The organism is Wolbachia endosymbiont of Chrysomya megacephala (assembly GCF_008245065.1).
GTDB lineage: Bacteria > Pseudomonadota > Alphaproteobacteria > Rickettsiales > Anaplasmataceae > Wolbachia.
The window spans coordinates 1,026,591-1,045,631 of record NZ_CP021120.1 but is presented as its reverse complement, the minus strand read 5'-3'; the positions used below and the strand labels follow the sequence as shown (position 1 = coordinate 1,045,631).

General features: G+C 34.5%; 10 protein-coding genes and 1 pseudogene. 6 read left to right on the top strand and 5 right to left on the bottom strand.

What is annotated here, in order from left to right; all coding sequences use genetic code 11:
* Positions 1 to 103 precede the first annotated feature (103 nt).
* Positions 104 to 1,345, bottom strand: coding sequence for a hypothetical protein (locus CAI20_RS05005; RefSeq protein ID WP_007302893.1), 1,242 nt, complete (start codon positions 1,343 to 1,345; stop codon positions 104 to 106).
* Between the two features lie 155 nt (positions 1,346 to 1,500).
* On the opposite strand from CAI20_RS05005, the gene CAI20_RS05000 reads away from it, so the two are divergent.
* Positions 1,501 to 3,582, top strand: a complete 2,082-nt coding sequence (locus tag CAI20_RS05000; RefSeq protein WP_458694651.1) for a heme lyase CcmF/NrfE family subunit — start codon at positions 1,501 to 1,503, stop codon at positions 3,580 to 3,582.
* A 50-nt stretch (positions 3,583 to 3,632) separates the two neighbouring features.
* Here the strand turns inward: CAI20_RS05000 and CAI20_RS04995 are convergent, their stop codons facing one another.
* Positions 3,633 to 5,960, bottom strand: a complete 2,328-nt coding sequence (locus CAI20_RS04995; RefSeq protein WP_052264658.1) for an ankyrin repeat domain-containing protein — start codon at positions 5,958 to 5,960, stop codon at positions 3,633 to 3,635.
* A gap of 113 nt (positions 5,961 to 6,073) precedes the next feature.
* Here CAI20_RS04995 and mutS point away from each other — a divergent pair, with 113 nt between their 5' ends.
* The gene (gene mutS / locus CAI20_RS04990; RefSeq protein WP_052264659.1) at positions 6,074 to 8,575 is read left to right on the top strand and encodes a DNA mismatch repair protein MutS; all 2,502 of its coding nucleotides are present in this window, start codon (positions 6,074 to 6,076) and stop codon (positions 8,573 to 8,575) included.
* A gap of 60 nt (positions 8,576 to 8,635) precedes the next feature.
* Here mutS and CAI20_RS04985 read toward each other — a convergent pair whose 3' ends face one another.
* Positions 8,636 to 9,805 (bottom strand): ankyrin repeat domain-containing protein, encoded by a 1,170-nt coding sequence (locus CAI20_RS04985; RefSeq protein WP_246111575.1) that lies wholly within the window; start codon positions 9,803 to 9,805, stop codon positions 8,636 to 8,638.
* Positions 9,806 to 10,144: 339 nt separating this feature from the next.
* Between CAI20_RS04985 and aspS the strand changes: the two genes are divergently transcribed.
* Entirely contained in the window at positions 10,145 to 11,947 is a 1,803-nt protein-coding gene (gene aspS, locus CAI20_RS04980; protein ID WP_149168898.1) for an aspartate--tRNA ligase, read from the top strand.
* A gap of 35 nt (positions 11,948 to 11,982) precedes the next feature.
* The gene (locus tag CAI20_RS04975) at positions 11,983 to 13,245 is read left to right on the top strand and encodes an MFS transporter (protein ID WP_149168897.1); all 1,263 of its coding nucleotides are present in this window, start codon (positions 11,983 to 11,985) and stop codon (positions 13,243 to 13,245) included.
* Between the two features lie 7 nt (positions 13,246 to 13,252).
* Here CAI20_RS04975 and CAI20_RS04970 read toward each other — a convergent pair whose 3' ends face one another.
* Positions 13,253 to 14,176, bottom strand: coding sequence for an RluA family pseudouridine synthase (locus CAI20_RS04970; RefSeq protein ID WP_149169008.1), 924 nt, complete (start codon positions 14,174 to 14,176; stop codon positions 13,253 to 13,255).
* A gap of 108 nt (positions 14,177 to 14,284) precedes the next feature.
* On the bottom strand, positions 14,285 to 16,642 hold the full coding sequence (locus tag CAI20_RS04965) for an ankyrin repeat domain-containing protein (protein ID WP_149168896.1): 2,358 nt from the start codon (positions 16,640 to 16,642) through the stop codon (positions 14,285 to 14,287).
* Between the two features lie 173 nt (positions 16,643 to 16,815).
* Here CAI20_RS04965 and CAI20_RS04960 point away from each other — a divergent pair, with 173 nt between their 5' ends.
* The gene (locus tag CAI20_RS04960) at positions 16,816 to 18,117 is read left to right on the top strand and encodes a Na+/H+ antiporter NhaC family protein (RefSeq protein WP_007302903.1); all 1,302 of its coding nucleotides are present in this window, start codon (positions 16,816 to 16,818) and stop codon (positions 18,115 to 18,117) included.
* Positions 18,118 to 18,185: 68 nt separating this feature from the next.
* Positions 18,186 to 18,878 (top strand): annotated as a pseudogene (locus tag CAI20_RS04955) (IS6 family transposase).
* Positions 18,879 to 19,041: the final 163 nt, after the last annotated feature.

Below are 19,041 nucleotides of genomic sequence, written 5' to 3'. Positions count from 1 at the left end.
TGGCAAATTGAAAGAAATACATGGTATTTGCCACTATTAGAAATCTCCTATTTTGATAAGACTTATGAGGTCTTTATTGGTTTTTTGAATTTTGTTGAAGCACTCACATGCTTACTCTAATATTTTGTTCACAGAGCCTAGTTAGCTCAATTTCAACGTTGATTTGTGAAGCTCTGAGTTCTGTTAGGGGATTTTCTGGTTGAATATCTAGCTTATTCTGTATGTTCGATAAACAAATTAAAGCCGAATCAAAAATTTCATCATACTGCTCTGCTTCATGCACACAATTGATTATTTCCTTAAATTTTTCCACATCTTGCGGCGTATCTTTTAATATTGCTCTTATTTGGTTTAGGTTTTGACGAATTTTTTCCTGATATCCAGCAATTCTCTCTTGATATATATCAATCATTTTTTGACATGAGGTGCCTCTAAATGGGTGTTCTGCTTTTTCCTTTATGTAGGAGCTCTGAAAATTTTTGCAACTAAGGACTGCTTCTCTACATTTTTTTATGTCACTAATTATACTGGTTATTGACTTACTTGCTTTCTCATGTTCTTCTTTTTTGATTATACATTCATCCTTTGTTTGGCTCATTTTATCATACAGATTTCTGCATTCTTTATATGATACCAGCGGTTGTAGTATTCCTTCCTCTACACCTTTATTATAAAAATTCTTCAACTCATCGCTTGATAGTATTCGTATAGCATCTTCCCTTTTACCTTGTGATTTAGGATACTTTTTGTTCAGTGAACTAATATAATTTAATAGGAAACTCTTAGTTAAATCTTCCTTTTTAACTTCTGATAATTTTTCTAGTGTTTCTATATATTTCAAAGTTTCCGCAAAAAGCTGTGCACCAGATGTAGCAAATCCTGGCAGTGGTTTGCTCTGCGCCTTATAAAAATCGGTTTGTAAAAAATCTTCGGCTTGTTTTTTTATTACTGAAAGTTCATTGAAGGCTTTTTCTGGATTGATTTTTTTTAAAATACTAGTAGCTTTTTTAATCGCTCTTTCTCTCTTTTTATTATCTTGTTTTTCGTTTAAGATTAAGCTTTCAGCTTCAGTAAAAGCATTGCCTTGGGCACTTTTGGCAATATTACAAACAACGTTTTTTACAACTTGCTTAGTTGCTACATAATCTATTTCCTTTGTAAAGCAATCAATAAATAGCTGCCAAATTTTTTTGTTAACGGACTTACTTGTCTTATGTTCTAAATCTTCTACATCTTTGAATCCTAAAATAGTATAGAGATTTTTTTCAATTATTGGTTCAGCATGTTGTTTTGCCACTTTACCTTTTATATTGAATAGAAATTCACTAATCTTAGTTGTGCCCATAATATTACCTCACAATATTAATGTTATATAATATAAAGTATAAAAGCTTAATGCTTAATTTTTACTTACTATTAATATAATTGAAGATTAACTTTGTTCCTATATTAAAACTTTAACTCCCAATTTATTATTAGTAATATCATTATATGAATCTTATGCCTGAATTTGGGAATATATTGTTATTGGTAGCCTGTTTGTTATCTTTAACGTATTTGTTTCTACCGTTTAGTTCTTACCGATTCGTCTCCTCTGCCATATTTTTTTGTGTGTCAGCATCAATGGCTATTTTGATCTACTGCCACATTAAAAATGATTTCTCACTTGAAAACGTATATTACCACTCACACACAACAAAACCTTTAATCTATAAGATTTGTGGTGTTTGGGGAAATAAAGAAGGGTCTATGTTGCTTTGGACCTTAGTGCTTGTCATGTATTTATTACTAATGGATATTTATATACCTTCTGTCATCCCAGTGCTTGACTACTTGGATCCAGACAATTTAATTGCAAATGAGTACATCAAATGGCAGTGTAATAAAAACTGGATTCCAGTGTCAAGCACTGGAATGACACCAGAACGAACTAATGGTAGTAAATTAAAAAAAATATCTCTTATCACCCAAGGCTTGATTTGCTTTTGTTTTTTACTGTTCACTTTACTTGAATCCAGCCCCTTCACTAAAATGCCAGGCATTGAAACAGATGGACTGGGTTTTAATCCGATATTGCAGGATATAGGCCTTGCTATTCATCCACCGGTATTATATTTGGGGTACCTTGGATTTAGCATTCCTTTTTCGCTCTCTATAGCTGGATTAATTTTAAATACTGAAGGAAATGTTTGGGCTAAAATTGTCAGGCCTTGGGTACTTATTTCTTGGTCGCTGCTCACTTTGGGCATCAGCTTGGGTAGCTGGTGGGCATATCGTGAACTCGGTTGGGGTGGATTTTGGTTCTGGGATCCAGTGGAAAACGTTTCTTTGATGCCTTGGCTAATTGCAGTGGCGCTGACACATTTGTTGCTCGTTGTACGAAATTTCAATACTTTAAGGAATTTCGCTATTTTACTTACGCTTACAACTTTTATATTGAGTGTGACTGGAACATTTCTAGTCCGCTCAGGAATACTTACCTCAGTGCACACGTTTGCAGATGACCCAAGATATGGACTGTATATATTAGCTCTACTTGGTGTAATTACAGTCAGTAGCTTAGTAATATTTGTAGTGTTTACGAGAAAGAATCACACATCTTTCCAGTATTCGATATTGGAATCTGAAAAGAAATCTGCTACTCAAGTGACAGAAGGTAGAAGATTCTTTTCACGCCTTACGATGATGCTGATGAACAATTTATTATTCATCACTGCCTTTTTCATCGTGTTCGTTGGCACTTTATACCCTACAGTGCTTGAGTATTTAACCGGTGAATTAATTTCAGTTGGAGCACCATATTACAATTCTTTATTTAACTCTATTGCACTAGCTATTCTAGTACTCACCATGATAGGGCAATACTGCAGTTGGCAGGGAAATAGTCTATTGCCAATATTCCGTGAATATAGATTTTCATTTTGTAGTGCTGCAGCTATTTTGCCGTTTATCTTTCACATGGAGCTAATGATTGTGCTATCAATTACCATCTCCATAGCATTATTAATCTTTGTTTTAGAAGCATATAGTAAAAGAATTTGTTTATTTAAGGTAGCATTTGGTGAATCAATTTTATTAGCAAGAAGAGTTTCTAAGTCCTACTATGGAATGATGCTTGCTCATGCTGGAGTGGCAATTCTAGTGCTTGGTATATCTTATTCCGTTGGTTGGCAGGAGAAAAAAGAAAACTACTTGGGAATAGGAGACAGCATAACAGTCAATAAATTTAAAGTTACTTTACGAAATATTGAGCTAATAAAAGAAAAAAATTTCCATGCAGTGAGGGGTACAATGGATATCAGGAATTTGCTGAATAATAAGATATTAGGTGAAGTAACTCCTGAATATAGATTTTACCTTGCGGAAGGTCAGAAAAATGTTGAAAGCAGTATCTACCACAATTTATTTTCTGATATTTATGTTGTAATTGGAGAGATTGATAAGAGTAAGAGCAAAATCGCAGCTAAAGTGCACTATAAACCTGGAATGTCTATAATCTGGCTAGGATCCTTTCTTATCGCTTTTGGCTCGCTCCTTGCTGCTTTGCCTTCTACCAAAAAAGTAGTTCCTTCAGTATCATAAAGTTTGCATTTTTTGGCAATTTAAACTTAAGCTAAGCAACACTAACCTCGCTAGCGAATTTTCTCTGTGTTCTGTTGTACAATAGGAAATAAAGATATATTTTCTAATGAAGAACTTACATGATATATGGAATCTACTTCCTCAGGCCTTTTAAAATATCCCTGCTTAATAGCGTCGTAGACAGAAGAACCACCAAGCAAGCAGTTCTCACCTAACTCTTCTTTATAATTTTTAAACTTTTCCAATATTTCCTCCTTGTTACTCACTTCTACTATAATTTTTCCTTCATCTTGCACATCAGAATACAATCTAGCATCTACTTTTCCCAAATCAGTATGAAAAGTCAGTACTATATTACCTATAAGGTCAGTATAATTTCTTACCCCACCTTCCGTTAAAATTTCTATCTCGCTTTCACCGATTGCTATCACGTCTCTTCGAAATTCTGTGCTTTCATCTGTTCCATTTATGATTTTTGCAACCTCGACTATACTATTCTTTGAGTATTTCAAGCAGAAAGTGAAGTTGTCCATTTTTGCCTCTTTTACCTTACCAGTAGTTGCGTTTTTTGCAGCTTCCAAAAACCTTAGAGAATAATGTATATAGCTTTTACGTGCTTCTTTCAGATTAGCTTTGTGGTCTTTAAACTTCTCTAGTTTATCAATTACAATTATACTACTTAGAGTTTCAAGTACTGCACCTCTTTTTACCAAATTACATACTATGCGACTAGCAACTTCTATGTCCCTTTCAACTTGAAAAATCTTTAATTCACTAATTCTTCTTATTACATAATCTGTAAAATTATACTTATTCTCATAAGTATTTTCATATATATTTCCCTCACAAGTAAGATTGAACCTTACCCTAGATTTTATAGCTTCATTTACAACCTGTTCTAGCTGATTTATGTCTTGAACTTCATCTAATTTACAAAAATATTTATCTGGATCTTGCTCATCTAGTAGAAAATCATTCCCCCATAGATTTACACTTTTGCGCAAATACTTTTTTCCATTATAGTCAGCTTGTGTTTTTTTACGAAAAGTTCCATAAATAACATCATCAGTTAAAAAGCACTCTTTAATATTAAGGTGGGGGTTATTAACTGCAAATTCTATTGGGGTTTTACCTTTTTTATCCTTTATATCAAGATTAGCTCCTTTCCTTAGAAGCAATTTGATAATTGTATCACAATGACCAGAACGAGTAGCATAATGCAAAGGCGTCCTTCCTGTGTCGTCCTTTTCATTAGGATCAGCACCTGAATTCAACAGTAAATCTATGCATTCTTCTGAATTGCTACATTCCATACTTGATAGAATATGCAGTATTGTCAGTTTAGATTCTCCTCTTTTAAGGTTGAGAATGGTTTTTAGATCTTGATTACTTTTATGATCTAGTAAAAATTTTTTAATTTTTTCAACATCGTTCTTATAATCCTTATAAGTAACATGTGGAAAGTCTTTAAAAGTACTTAAGAATTTTTTATTCAATTCCTTCTGACTCTCTGTTAAGTTGGACATGTCAACAAGCCACGTAGATATCAGCTTGCCAAATGCACTTCTTTCGACAACATCCGTTAAGGAGCAGTCATTGCGAAGTAGCAACGAGTATTTAATCAATTCATATTCATCATCTTCTTGTTGCTGTGTTTCTTCTGCTTTCTTAGAGTGCTTAAAATCATTTTTTATTAATTCAATCAAAAGCTTTAATGTGTTAAAACTTTTATGTCCCAATAAAGGATCTGCTTTGTTTTCAAGTAGAATTCTTGCTATTTCTGAATAGCCATTTCTAATAGCCCAGCATAACGGAGTACGCCCGTATTCATCCGCTACGTCAACATTAGCCCTTTTCTCTAATAGGAGTTCTACTATTTCTTCATGTCCATTGATAGTAGCACAATGCAAAGGAGTACACCCATTTTGATTTACTGCATCAACATTAGCCCCCTTGTCTAATATGAGTTCTACTATCTCTTTATTTTCATTGTGAGCAGCACAATGCAAAGGAGTAAACCCATTTTGATCTGCTACATTAACATTAACCCCGTTTGCTATGAGAATCTCTACCACTCCTATACTGCTACTTGCAGCAGCAAAGTGTAAAGTATTCCATCCATCTTGATCTGCTGTATTAACATTACCCCCTTTTTTTATTAAAAGCTCTGCTATCTTTACAAGATCATTTCTAGCAGCTATATGTAACAATGTACTTTGATCATCGAATGTATAATTTATGTTAAATCCATTATCTTGCCACTTTTTATACGTGTCTGGATCTTCTTTTTCCAATTCCTCTTTTACCCTTTCGATTATATTGTTCTCATTTAAGTCACTTATTGTCCTTAATATTTTTAACAACCGTTCATATTTCATAATTCTACCTCAAACTATTTGTTTTTGTACTATAGCTAAAAAAAATTATTGATCCATAATAAAATAACCAACACCAGAGTAAGTGGTTTGCTGCTAACATATTTAAAAATGTTATGAACTTAATAAGAGAAAAAAATACCCCTGTAATGGAGCAATATTTAAATTTGAAAGCTCAATACACGGATCATCTATTGTTTTATAGACTGGGCGATTTTTATGAATTGTTTTTCGATGATGCTATTAAAGCTGCGAAATTGCTGAATATAGTGCTAACCAAGAGGGGCAATTCAAATGGGCAAGAAATACCAATGTGTGGAGTGCCAGCACACAGTAGCGAATCTTACCTACACAAGCTAATAGATTTAGGATTCAAAGTAGCAATCTGTGACCAATTAGAAACTGCTGATGAAGCAAAAAAGAGGGGCTATAAATCCATAGTAAAGCGTGATGTAGTGCGAGTTGTAACTCCAGGTACAATTATAGAAGATTCACTACTGGAGGATAAAAGCAATAATTATCTCGCATCCATAGTTGAACAAAATGACGAATATGCTATTAGTTGGCTTGAATTATCGACGGGAAAATTTTTTCACACTTTAACGAGTTTGAAAGCTCTAGATAGTGATTTATTGCGTATATCACCAAGAGAATTATTAATTTCTGAAAAATTCACTGAGGATGAAAAAATTAGATCGATTTTAAAAAATTATAAAATATCAATTACGCAACACGCACAGAGCTTTTTTGAGTATAGTAAATCTCACAGAACATTATGCGAGTTTTATAAAATCAGGGAACTTGGGAGTATAGGAAATTTCAGCAAAGTAGAAATCATGGCGTGTGGTGCACTGCTTGAATATGTCAGAGTAACGCAAAGGGGCTCCATTCCAAGGCTTGAATTCCCAAAAACCTATAAGCAACAAAATTTCATGCTTATTGATGCTTCAGCAAGGAGAAATCTTGAGTTGTTTTCAACTCAATTTGGTGAAAAGAAAGGTTCACTAATTTCAGTTATTGATCATACAGTTACAGCTTCTGGTGGACGCCTGCTCAAACAAATGCTCGCTTCACCCCTTGCTTGCTCTAAGGCAATTAATTTGAGGCTCAGCACCGCTCAATTTTTTGTAAATAATCATGATTCACGCAGAAAAATACGAGAGATATTATCTAACATTCCGGATATTGAAAGGTCTTTATCGCGCTTAATACTAGGGCGTGGTTCACCAAAGGATATGAACCTATTGAAAATAGGCCTAGGAAAGACTTTAGAATTGTCTGAGTTTCTGTCTACCTTGCATAATTATTGTTTAAGTGAAAAATCAGAAATTAACTCTCAGATGTCATTCCAGTGCTTGACCAGAGAAAAGGAACCAGTTCAGGTGATAAGTAGTGACGAGAGTGAACTAAGCACAATACATAAAAGTCTTGGTAATCATAAAGATCTATTCGAGCTTCTAAACAGCGCTATACTTGATAACAACCTCAGTTCCGTAAAAGAAGGAGGATTTATCAATCCAAAATACAACTCAGAATTATCTGAGTTATCTTATATATTGAACAACAGTAACAAGTTGGTAACTAAGCTCCGTGAATCTTATCGCGACCTAACTGGCATTGCTGCACTCAAAATATTACACAACAATATACTTGGTTATTACGTTGAAGTGTCGGCAAATCACAAAATAACTTCGGATATATTTATTCATAGACAAAGCTTAGCAAATAGCATGCGCTACACTACTAATGAATTGAAAGAACTAGAAAATAAAATTCTTACGGCACGTGATGCTGCAATCGGCTTAGAAATGAAAATTTTTAGTGAACTGTGTAGTGAAGTCGCTAAAGAATCTGAAAAAATTGCTCTTGCTGCAAATGCTTTGGCAAAACTTGATATTAGAACCGCATTTGCAGAGCTTGCAGTGCAAAATAATTACGTAAAACCCATTATTGATGACAGCAAAGAGTTCAATATCTGTAGCGGAAGACACCCAGTGGTTGAAGTTAACGATAAATTCATTGCAAATAGCATCAATTTAGCTGGTATACATCTAATTACTGGTCCTAATATGGCTGGAAAAAGCACTTTCTTGAGGCAAAACGCTCTCATTGCAGTTTTAGCTCACATGGGGTCATTTGTGCCAGCAGAGAGTGCGCATGTAGGAGTGATTGACAAGATATTCAGCAGGGTTGGCGCAACGGATAATATAACAGCTGGTTATTCTACCTTCATGGTAGAGATGATCGAAACAGCAACGATAGTAAATCAGGCAACGGACCGTTCCTTGGTGATACTTGATGAAATTGGTAGGGGCACAGGGGTGTATGATGGATTATCTATTGCACAGGCAGTGATTGAACATATTCACAATGTAAATAAGTGCCGCGCCATTTTTGCAACTCATTATCATGAATTGACTAAAGTAGGTGAATACTTAGAAAATGTGAAATGTTTTTGTATGAAAATAAAAGAATGGAAAGGAGAAGTCATCTTTTTACATGAAGTAATTGAAGGCATTGCAGATGAGTCATATGGAATACATGTAGCAAAACTTGCTGGTTTTCCTGATTCTGTTTTAAACAGAGCAAGAGAAGTATTTGAGGAGCTAAAGGCTTGAGGAAAGTAACATTATATTACTCCACAATTATGGATTTTAGCAATCTATGGCGCTTTAATTTTAGTCAGCTTTCTGAGTAACTGAATTAACGTAGCATTGATCGATTGCCACATTAGTCAAGATTCCAATTCCACCACCTACAACTGCACCTACAGCTCCTAATGCTAGTTGAGTACCAATTCCAGCAGAAGACCCAATGATTAATGGAGCAAGAAAATATAATGCTAAAGCGCAAGTTATTGCAGCTACACTTATAACAGCCAGCTTTCTCGGACAAAAATTTTCTGGTGCCTCAGCACTAGATATAAATGATGATTTTACTAGATTTTTTCTACTTTCATGATCTAAAAAGCCACTCACTGTTCTCATTATAGGACGGGTAGAGCCGTCACCAGTCAAGTCAATTCTATCTTCCACTATATCATGAAGCTCTTTAACTTGAGCTTTATATTCATCCCAATAGTTTGATAACTCTTGTTGGTCATTGAGAAGATCTGGTTTATTTGAAGTTGTTAACCAGTGTGAGTCATGTTCCAAAATATATCGAATTGTAGCTTTCCCTATATCTATATGCCCTTCAGTAATTGCATACTTTAAAACACCTTCTGCTTTTTTCCTTCCAACATTAAGATCAGCACCAGCTTTTATCAATAATTCTACTATCTTTGGAGAATTATGAAATATAGCAATATCTAAAGGGACCATCTCATTACAATCTTTGATATTTAAGTTTGCTTTGTGTTCTATTAAATAACTTATAAATTTTAAGGTTTTATCAGATTTTTGATCGTCTATGTCTTTATGTCTGTAATATATTCTAATTGCAAAATTCAACGCAGTTTGACCCTTTAACGCACTACCACCAATAATTAAGTTCTGATAGCTTTTTACCTCTTGATTTATTAAGTTAACATCCGCACCGTTTTCTATTAAAGCCTTAGCTCCTTCGAAATTGCCTTGTGCAGTTTGCAGATGAAGTAAGTAACGACCAAGATGATCAGTTGCATTAGGATTTGCACCTTGTTCAATCAAATACCTTGCAATTTTATCATTAAATTTGTGATCATAAGTTGCAGATTCTAGTGGCTCAGGATTTTGCGATAACTCATCTTTAGCTATTAAGCTGTTAATCTGACAGATTGATTTTACTGACTCTAAATCTCTTCTTTTAACTGCCTTTGTGACTGCAGCGCTAAAGCTTATACCCTTTTCTATTAGATATTCGGCCATTTTGTTATTAGTAGAACACTTTAATAAATTTGTACCGCTTTGGGAATTAACCTAAGTGACAACATCTCGAATAATGGAACTATTTTCCTCAAAAATTGACTTTACTTTTTCTAAATCATTTTTGGTGACAGTATCAACAAGATCTTTTATTACAGCATTCACCCTCTCTATTTTTAGCTAAAATTTCTTTTAATTCTTCAGGGTTCATAAATACACCTCAACACACATAATAAAAAAGTATATCTAAATCAGAATTGCTTGTGAAGGATCTTTAGATATTATCTTGCCCAAAGGTTAATTTATTTTATAATCTTTTTGTATTCTAGAAATTTCAATTAAATGAACTGTTATAAAACTCACGAGTGTAATGAATTAAGGAAGAATGATGTAGAAAAGGAAGTTATTCTCTCTGGTTGGATGTATCGCAAACGTGACCATGGTAACCTAATCTTTGTTGATTTAAGAGATTTTCATGGGATTACTCAGTTGGTATTCAATAACGATAAAGATTTTTTTGATGAAATTTCGAATTTAAAATCAGAAAGTGTGATTACTGTCACAGGAATAGTCAAAGCTAGAACTGAAGATACGGTAAATAGCTCTATTTCCACAGGAGAAATTGAAGTTATAGTTAGTAATTTACAAGTTGAATCTGAAGTTGAGTTCCACTGTGATGAAGAAATAGCAAAAGAAGAAAGGAGTATATTAGCAAGTATCGCCGGTGAGCAAGAATACCCAGAAAACATGAGATTTAAATATCGTTTTCTTGATTTAAGACGTGAAAAGGTTCGTAATAACATTATTCTACGTTCACAGATCATTTCAGAGCTCAGGAGGCTCATGATAGAGCAAGGATTCTTAGATATTCAAACTCCCATACTTACTGCCTCTTCTCCTGAAGGAGCACGTGATTATTTAGTGCCAAGCAGACTAAATCCTAGTAAATTCTATGCATTACCACAAGCTCCACAGATTTTTAAGCAGTTGCTTATGGTTTCAGGGTTTGATAAATATTTTCAAATTGCACCTTGTTTTCGTGATGAGGACGCAAGGGCTGACCGTTCTCCTGGGGAGTTTTATCAGCTAGATCTTGAAATGTCTTTTGTAACTCAAGAAGATATATTTCAGGTTATTGAATCTACCTTATATAAAGTGTTTGCCAAATTTTCTCGCAAATCAGTTGATAAAGATTTTCCACGTATTACATACAAAGACGCAATGCTCAAATACGGTTCTGATAAACCAGATCTGCGCAATCCACTATTGATCAGCGATGTAACAGAAATTTTCCGTAATTCAGAGTTCAATATTTTCAAAAGCAATATTGAGCGAGGTATGGTAGTCAGAGCCATTCCTGCTCCCAAAACAGCGGAGGAACCACGCAGCTTTTTTGATAAAAAAATAGAACATGCGCAAAAAGAATTAGGTGCTAAAGGTCTTGGGTATATAACATTTGATAAGGACGGCATTGCAAAAGGACCAATTGCTAAATTTCTTGATGACAATAGGTTAAATTCTATAAAAGAAATAACAAATGTAAAGCCTGGAGATAGTGTATTTTTTGCTTCTGATAAGGAAAATGAAGCAGCAATAATTGCAGGGAAAGTTCGCTCTCTCTTAGGATCACAACTAGGTCTTATAGATGACAATATCTTTAAGTTTTGCTGGGTCATCGATTTTCCATATTTTGTATATGATGATAAAAGCAAAAAAATAGATTTCTTTCATAACCCATTTTCCATGCCACATGGTGGCTTGAAGGATTTAGAAGACAAAGATCCACTAGATATCCTTGCTTATCAATATGATCTCGTTTGCAATGGAATAGAGCTTTCAAGTGGGGCGATTCGTAATAACAAACTAGATATTATGTACAGAGCTTTTGCCATTGCAGGCTACAGTAAAGAGGAAGTTGATACAAAATTTGGCGCGCTTGTGCGTGCATTCAGGTTTGGAGCGCCACCTCATGGTGGAATAGCGCCAGGGGTTGATAGAATGGTTATGCTACTTGCAGATGAGCCGAATATTCGTGAAGTAATCTGTTTTCCTATGAATCAGCAAGGAGAAGATGTTCTAATGGGCGCTCCTTCTAAAGTAGATGATAAGCATTTACGTGAATTATCCTTGAAGGTTATTGAATAAAAATTTTTATAGCGGAGTGTGGTAAACTGGAAGTTATGAACGATATTCAAAAAGCAATACTATCAAGCATAATCTGCAATATGATTATATGGTATGAAGTAACTCTGTTTGGAGTTTTAACTCATATAATAAGCAACGTTTTTTTTCCTTCAGAAAATAATTATTTGAGCACAATCAAATTTCTTGGCAGTTTTGCAATTGGCTTTGGATTTAGACCACTTGGTGCGTTTATTTTTGGTTACATTGGAGATAAGTATGGCAGGAGAAAAATTTTACTGACTTCCGTAATATTAGCTTCAATATCGTCTACTGCAATTGCAATTATACCAAGTTTTAGAGAAATAGGAATATTTTCTCCTATATTGCTTCTGCTTTGTAGAATAATACAAGGAATGGCAACAGGAGGGGAAACGAGCATTAACTCAGCCTTTTTAATAGAGCATTCAAGCGATAAAAAGAATTTAGGCTTTTTAGGTAGCATAAAAGCTTTTAGTGGTGCTCTTGGTTCTATTACATGTTTTATAATGATAGCCATTTGCAAAAAGTTTACAGGTGAAAATTATGAGATTTGGGGCTGGAGGTTGCTTTTCTATTTCTGCTCTGTTATGGGCATTATAGGTTTTTTAATAAGATACATAATGGAAGAGAGTCTAGCATATAAAACTCATGACCAAAATAAAAGCTTATCTAACTCTCCCTTTTTAGAATTAATCAAGAATTATAAAAGAGCATTTGTGATAGCAATTGGACTTGGCATTGCTCAAAACGCAATTGTTTATTCAGTAATCATGTTTTACAACATATCTGTAAAAGAGCTTATTCTTTCAGGCATTGATATTAAAAATCTAGTAAGGATCATGGTTGAAATCACATTTGGAACGTCTGCAGTGCTGTTTGCAATACTTTCTGATAAAATTGGAAGAAAAAATGTGATAATTCCTACATTAGTAACTTTAGCTTGTGTTAGCTTGCCGGTACTTTCGCTATTATCATATGCTAATCACTATATTATAACATTCACTTTTCTGTTGATGAGCATACCGATAGGTGCATCTTTTGGAATATATAATTCTCTCGCCTGCGAGTTATTTCCAACGAAAGTTAGATGCACTGGCTTCAGCTTAGCACATAACATATCTGCAGGTATTTTTGGCGGCCTTTCTCCATCGATATGCATATTTCTTATAGAAAAAACTCAAACAAAATTTGCAGCAGGTATTTATCTTACTGCCTGCGCACTAATTAGCCTAATATCTGTACTTCAAATTAAAGCCAAAGATAGAAAAGTTGATTGGTGAAATCGTTTCAGTTGAAAGATAGCACTTCAATAGATTTTTCGATGTGCCTAGGGATAGGAGCAGTAATAGTGATTTCTTTATTATTTGGCAATTTTAAAGATAAAGAATGCGAATGAAGGTGGATCTGATTTACTACCCCATCGATAAAAGCTTTTTTACCACCATATTTACCGTCACCAAGAATAGGGCAATTTATATGAGCTAAATGTGCACGTAACTGATGTGTTCTGCCGGTAATTGGTTGTAATTTTAAATAAGCAATATTATGTTTTAATCTTGATATAATTGAAAAATGCGTAGTGGCATTTTGAAGTGAGTCTTCATCAACGACTACTTTTTCTTGCCCTGAAATATATTTTTTCACCAACGGATAGTCTATTGTTCCATTATCTTTGCTCGGTATACCAAAAGTTAATGCTAGGTAAGTTTTTTTTATCCTCCGTCCTTTAAATTCTTCCATAAGGTATTTGGCAACGCTGGCATTGCATGCGAATATTATTACTCCGCTTGTATCCCTATCCAGCCTGTGAACAATTTTAAATATTTCTCTCTCTCTTATTTGGTCAAGTAAATCACTAATGCTAATTTTTACCTTTATGCCGCCTTGAACAATGACCCCTGCGGGTTTGTTTATAGCTAGTATATATTCGTCTTCATATAATATGTTCTCTCTTAGTAGATTCACTAACTTTTCATTATATTTGCAGTCAGAATTAGTGTTCTCAATATAGTCTAAGTATCTTATCATTATAGTTTGCCCAGAGCTTACCCTATCGCTGGATTTTGCCGTGCAATTATCAACCTTGATTAATCCTTTCCTTAAAGACTTCTCAATTGCAGATTGTTTCAAATTGGGAAAAATTCTTCTAATGTACCTATCGAGCCTAACATTATTGTCTTCTACTAATATGGTTTTGATACCTTCTGACATCTTACTTATAAAAATTTTATTGTGTAAACTAAAATCTAACATACCTAATGTACTTCTCAGTTTCAGCTACTTGCATCGAGTGCTACGTGCTGGAATTTAGAGGATTATTTAACTATTTATAACGGCTTCATATTTTCCTACAGCTGAGTAAAGTGGTAACAATGATAGTTTCTCGATCATAGAGAGGTGAGTATTAGGCTCTTTAGTACTAGGGCCTTGACACGCTTCAGTGTTAGGCCCTAACTTCATACACTCAATGCCGTTAGCTAAAGATGTTACTCTTCTTACATTAACATTTTTAGTGCGATATGACCACCTGCAAGGACTATGTAATATTTGTTCTTTTACTCCATCCATTTCAGCTGAACACGCTTTAGTGTTAGTCTCTAACTGCACACATTTAATGTGGTCAGTTATAAATGCTACTCCTTTTTCATTAAGTTTAGCGTTATACTGTAATTGTTCAATTTGATTAGCTTGATCTCTTATCATACGTTCAAAGCTGATAGATAGATTATGTGATTCTATTTCTCTCAACATATGTGATTCTATGTGTTGCACTGTCATTAATTTTTTGTTTCTGAGTATACTTGATTCTAAGTTAAGCCGCGTAAGTATATCTAGTGCTCTTTGTTCTGCTTCCACTAGAAGATTACTTATGCCTTGATGTTCAGCTAAATCTCTTACAGTTTCACCACAGTGATCAGGCAATAAAGTACTTGCGCCATAACATAGTAAAGTCATTACTACTATCCAGTGTCTATGTTCGAAAGCATAAGCTAAAGGAGATTGCCCTGAGCTATCCTGTGCATTAACATTTGCTCCATATAAAATTAAGGTCCTTACTACTTCCGCATGGCCACCTTTGGCAGCTTTATGTAAAGCAGTTGATTCTAAATCGTCACGTGCATTAGCATTTATTCCAGATTCTAATAGAGCATGTACCATTAGTGTATCACCATGTCCGGCAGCACAACGTAAAAACTCAGCTACCATCAATTTCATCACATCCTTCCATATTCCAAGTTGTGTTATAGTAGTTACTGCTTCTAGATAATTATATGGACAAATAGAAAGTAATATTTTCTGTGGATCATTTGTCTCAATACTTGCTCCATGGGCTATTAGATAATTCATTACTTTTCTATTGCCTTTTGCGGCAGCACAATTAAAAGGAGTCCATCCCCATGCATCCTTATGGTTAACATTTGCTTCATAGTTTATTAAGAGCTCTACTGCTTCCACATTATCATTCGTAGCAGCAATATGTAAGGGAGATCGCCCAATTAACTTATCCTCTATATCAACACTTGCTCTATATCGTGATGTGGCCTGTAATAGGATCTCTAATATTAATGTATTATTCTTTGCAGCAGCCCAATATAAAGGACTCCATCCAAATACATCTACTATCTCAATATTTTCAACAATATTCTTATCATTTTTTATTATACAATTCACCATTGCTTCATCAACATTTGCAACAGCAATATGTAAAGGAGTAAGTTTAAGCGCTCCATTCTTCTTAACATCTGCTCCATTCTCCATTAAGTACTTTGCTACTTCTTCATGGCCATTATCGGCAGCCTTATATAAAGCAGTCAATCTCGCTAGATCCTCTGCATTAACATCTGCATTATTTTTTACTAAGATTTTTGTTATTTCTATATCGCCATTTACAGCTGGCTGATATAAAGTAGTTCGTTGAGATGAATCCAACTGATTAACATTTGCCCCTTTTTCTATTAGCTTGCGTGCTACTTCTGTGTTCCTATCTTCAACAGCCCAATGTAAAGCAGTCCATTCGGAAAACGGACTTGGTGCATTAATATCGATTCCTTTTACTTTAAGCATAGCATTTATTAAATTGTTCAGCTTAAAATCAATAGCTAAATACAATAACGTGTATGAAAAGCGTTCATGCAAACAATCTACTTTAAACCAATGATTTACATCAAACTTATTTTTCTCCCACTCTCTATACACATTTTTACTTGCTCTCTTTAGTGCCTTTAGTGTCTCTAATATCTTTCCTACATCTAGCATCACTGGTACCTTTTCTGAGATCTTTCGTGCATTTAGCACATCCTCTAGCGCCACTGCTTTTGATTCTTCTGATGTCTCTTGTACACCTAACCTTTTTAGCATTCTTTTTACCATCTGTTGAGCATTTGATACCCTTGACTCCTTTAGTATCTTTTTTGCTTCTTCTTTTGTCTGCGGTACATTTACCACCTTTAGTCTCTTTTTTAATGGCTCTTGTGTCTCTTGTACTCTTGGAATCTTGCTTGGTACTTCTAATCCATGCGATATCTCTTCTAACATTCTTAATATTTCTGCTTGCCCTAGTATCTTTACTTCCTTTAATAGCTCTTTTATTCTTTCAATTACATTGTCTTCACTTAAATTTACCTCTTGATCAATTACACCTAATATTATGTTCCACTGTTCATATGTCATTACCATGGCTTTACCTCATACTATAGAGTATTTTTTGATGCTATATATTATGGTAGAATAGTCAACGCATTTTCCATAGCGTAACTTGAGAGTCTAAAAGGACTGTTATTAACTTACAGAAAACCAAGCTTGCCTGAAATCACTTAATTGATTATAATCATAGCTTTTAAGGCAGTAAAATGACAGCTTTTTTTCCTTTGGTTATTTTTTTAATCTTATACCTTGGAAGTGGTGTCTATTTTTTCTTTATTGGAATTGATAATCCGCTTCGCCAAGTTTCACCGGTAATTTGCCTACTACCGGCGCTATTTTTTGCTGTTGCATGCAGTGCAGGTAAAATTCAACGTCACATCGATACTGTCATCGAGGGTATGGGCGATAAAAACACCCTTACTATGTGTTTAACTTTTCTATTTTCTGGAGCATTTTCTGTGGTGACTCAATCAATTGGTAGTGCAGATACTGTTGCTGATTTAATTCTCAAATTCCTTCCAGCAAGATTACTACTGCCTGGAGTATTTTTGGCTTCCGCTTTTATATCAACTGCAATTGGTACGTCTATGGGAGTTGTTGTATTAATGGTACCAATAGCTGTTAACTTAGCAAAAAATGGGGCTTTTGGTCTTGAAATAGGAACTGCAACTGTAGTTGGAGGTGCCGTATTTGGTGATAATCTTTCAATGATATCTGACACTACTATTGCATCTGTTTCTTCACAGGGGGCCACGATAAAGGATAAACTTAAAGTGAATTCTAAAGTAGCATTTGTTGCCAGCATTATAACGCTTGTCTATCTGGCAATTATGGCAGATAGTACAAAAATTATTCCTACATCAAATTTAGATTATTTATCAGTAATAAAGATTATTCCTTATATTTCTTTAATAATCATGGGGTTATTTGAAGTTACTACTTTAGTAACAATAACTATAAATATAATTGTTGCTAGTGTATTAGGGATGGCTTTTTTTGACTATACTATCATTCAACTCTCTCATGACATATATGACGGTTTCAAAAAAGTAAACGAGATAGTGATATTTGCTCTATTTATTGGCGGATTGAGTCATATAATGTACAAGCAGGGTCAAAAGGCATTACACAAACTTATCGATGAAAGCAATATCACAAAAACTAAAGCTGAATTTGTAATAGCGGGCATAGCATCTATGTTTACTGTTTTAGTTGCTAATAATACCATTGCTATTTTATTAAGTGGCGATATTGCAAAAAGGCTCGCGCAAAAGCATAATATTCCGTCATACCGTAGTGCATACTTGTTAGACATTTTTGCTTGCGTTACAAAAGGCATTTTGCCTTATGGTTCCCAGCTGCTGCTAGCAGGTAGCATTGCTTCTGTCTCACCTATTTCTTTGTTAACACAAGTTTATTACTGCTTTATTTTAGCAGCAGTTACAGTAGGTGAAATAATCATCAATGGCAGACGTTGCGCAGCTACAACGGTTCTGTCGCATCTATAAATCCTGGTATGTAACATTTGTAGGAAAGTAGAAAAGAAGTGATATGATCATCTAAAAAAAAAGCAAAGATGTTTCGTATTAGTTCAAAATTATTGCCATATTTCAAAGGATTTAGCTTTTCAGCAGAGATAATAATGTTATCTGTATATATGAAATGTAGATTCTCTTTGAGCTATCGAGATTTGGAAGAAATGCTGAGTATAAGGGGAGCAAAAATTGATCATGCTACGTTACAAAGGTGGGTTATCACCACTGATAGATGAAGCGGTAAGGAAAAGGAAGAAGCAGGTTGGCAGTAGCTGGAGAATGGACGAGACCTACGTTAAATTAAACGGCAAATGGGTTTATCTATACAGAGCACTATTGGTAATACTGTAGACTTTCTGTTGTGTGCTCGTAGAGACAAGTCTGCGGCACTTGCGTTCTTTCGTAAAGCCTTTAGAGAGAATAACCTTCCTGAGAAAGTAGTAATTGATAAAAGCGGCAGTAATACTGCTGCTCTTGATGATTTGAATACAGAAATTTCTGAAGATTGTAGAATCATGGTTTTTCAAATAAAATATCTAAATAATATTGTCGAACAAGATCATAGATTTATCAAAAAACGAATAAAGCCAATGCTTGGTTTTAAGAGCTTCCACTCCGCAAAGATTACCATTACCGGCATAGAAAATATTCGTATGATTCAAAAAAGACAAATTATCGGGGCTAATGATAATGTTTCTACTTTTGAGAATTTTGCTATGCTAATTGCTCTATAACTCCCATAATCCCAGTTTAACGATCTTCTTGTACCACAATTTATAGATGCGACAGAACCAGTGGAAATCAAGTGGATTACAAAATTAAATTTTTAAAGAATATTACTGAAAAAGATCTTCCAGTTTTACTTGCAATCTGGTGTCTGATCATAAAGGAACCAGT

Excerpts from the sequence above, each read along its gene's own strand:
- CAI20_RS05000 (WP_458694651.1), top strand. The coding sequence starts at position 1,501 with ATGCCTGAATTTGGGAATATATTGTTATTGGTAGCCTGTTTGTTATCT.
- CAI20_RS04995 (WP_052264658.1), bottom strand. The coding sequence starts at position 5,960 with ATGAAATATGAACGGTTGTTAAAAATATTAAGGACAATAAGTGACTTA.
- CAI20_RS04985 (WP_246111575.1), bottom strand. The coding sequence starts at position 9,805 with ATGGCCGAATATCTAATAGAAAAGGGTATAAGCTTTAGCGCTGCAGTC.
- CAI20_RS04970 (WP_149169008.1), bottom strand. The coding sequence starts at position 14,176 with ATGTCAGAAGGTATCAAAACCATATTAGTAGAAGACAATAATGTTAGG.
- CAI20_RS05005 (WP_007302893.1), bottom strand. The coding sequence starts at position 1,345 with ATGGGCACAACTAAGATTAGTGAATTTCTATTCAATATAAAAGGTAAA.
- aspS (WP_149168898.1), top strand. The coding sequence starts at position 10,145 with ATGAACTGTTATAAAACTCACGAGTGTAATGAATTAAGGAAGAATGAT.
- CAI20_RS04975 (WP_149168897.1), top strand. The coding sequence starts at position 11,983 with ATGAACGATATTCAAAAAGCAATACTATCAAGCATAATCTGCAATATG.
- CAI20_RS04965 (WP_149168896.1), bottom strand. The coding sequence starts at position 16,642 with ATGGTAATGACATATGAACAGTGGAACATAATATTAGGTGTAATTGAT.
- mutS (WP_052264659.1), top strand. The coding sequence starts at position 6,074 with ATGAACTTAATAAGAGAAAAAAATACCCCTGTAATGGAGCAATATTTA.
- CAI20_RS04960 (WP_007302903.1), top strand. The coding sequence starts at position 16,816 with ATGACAGCTTTTTTTCCTTTGGTTATTTTTTTAATCTTATACCTTGGA.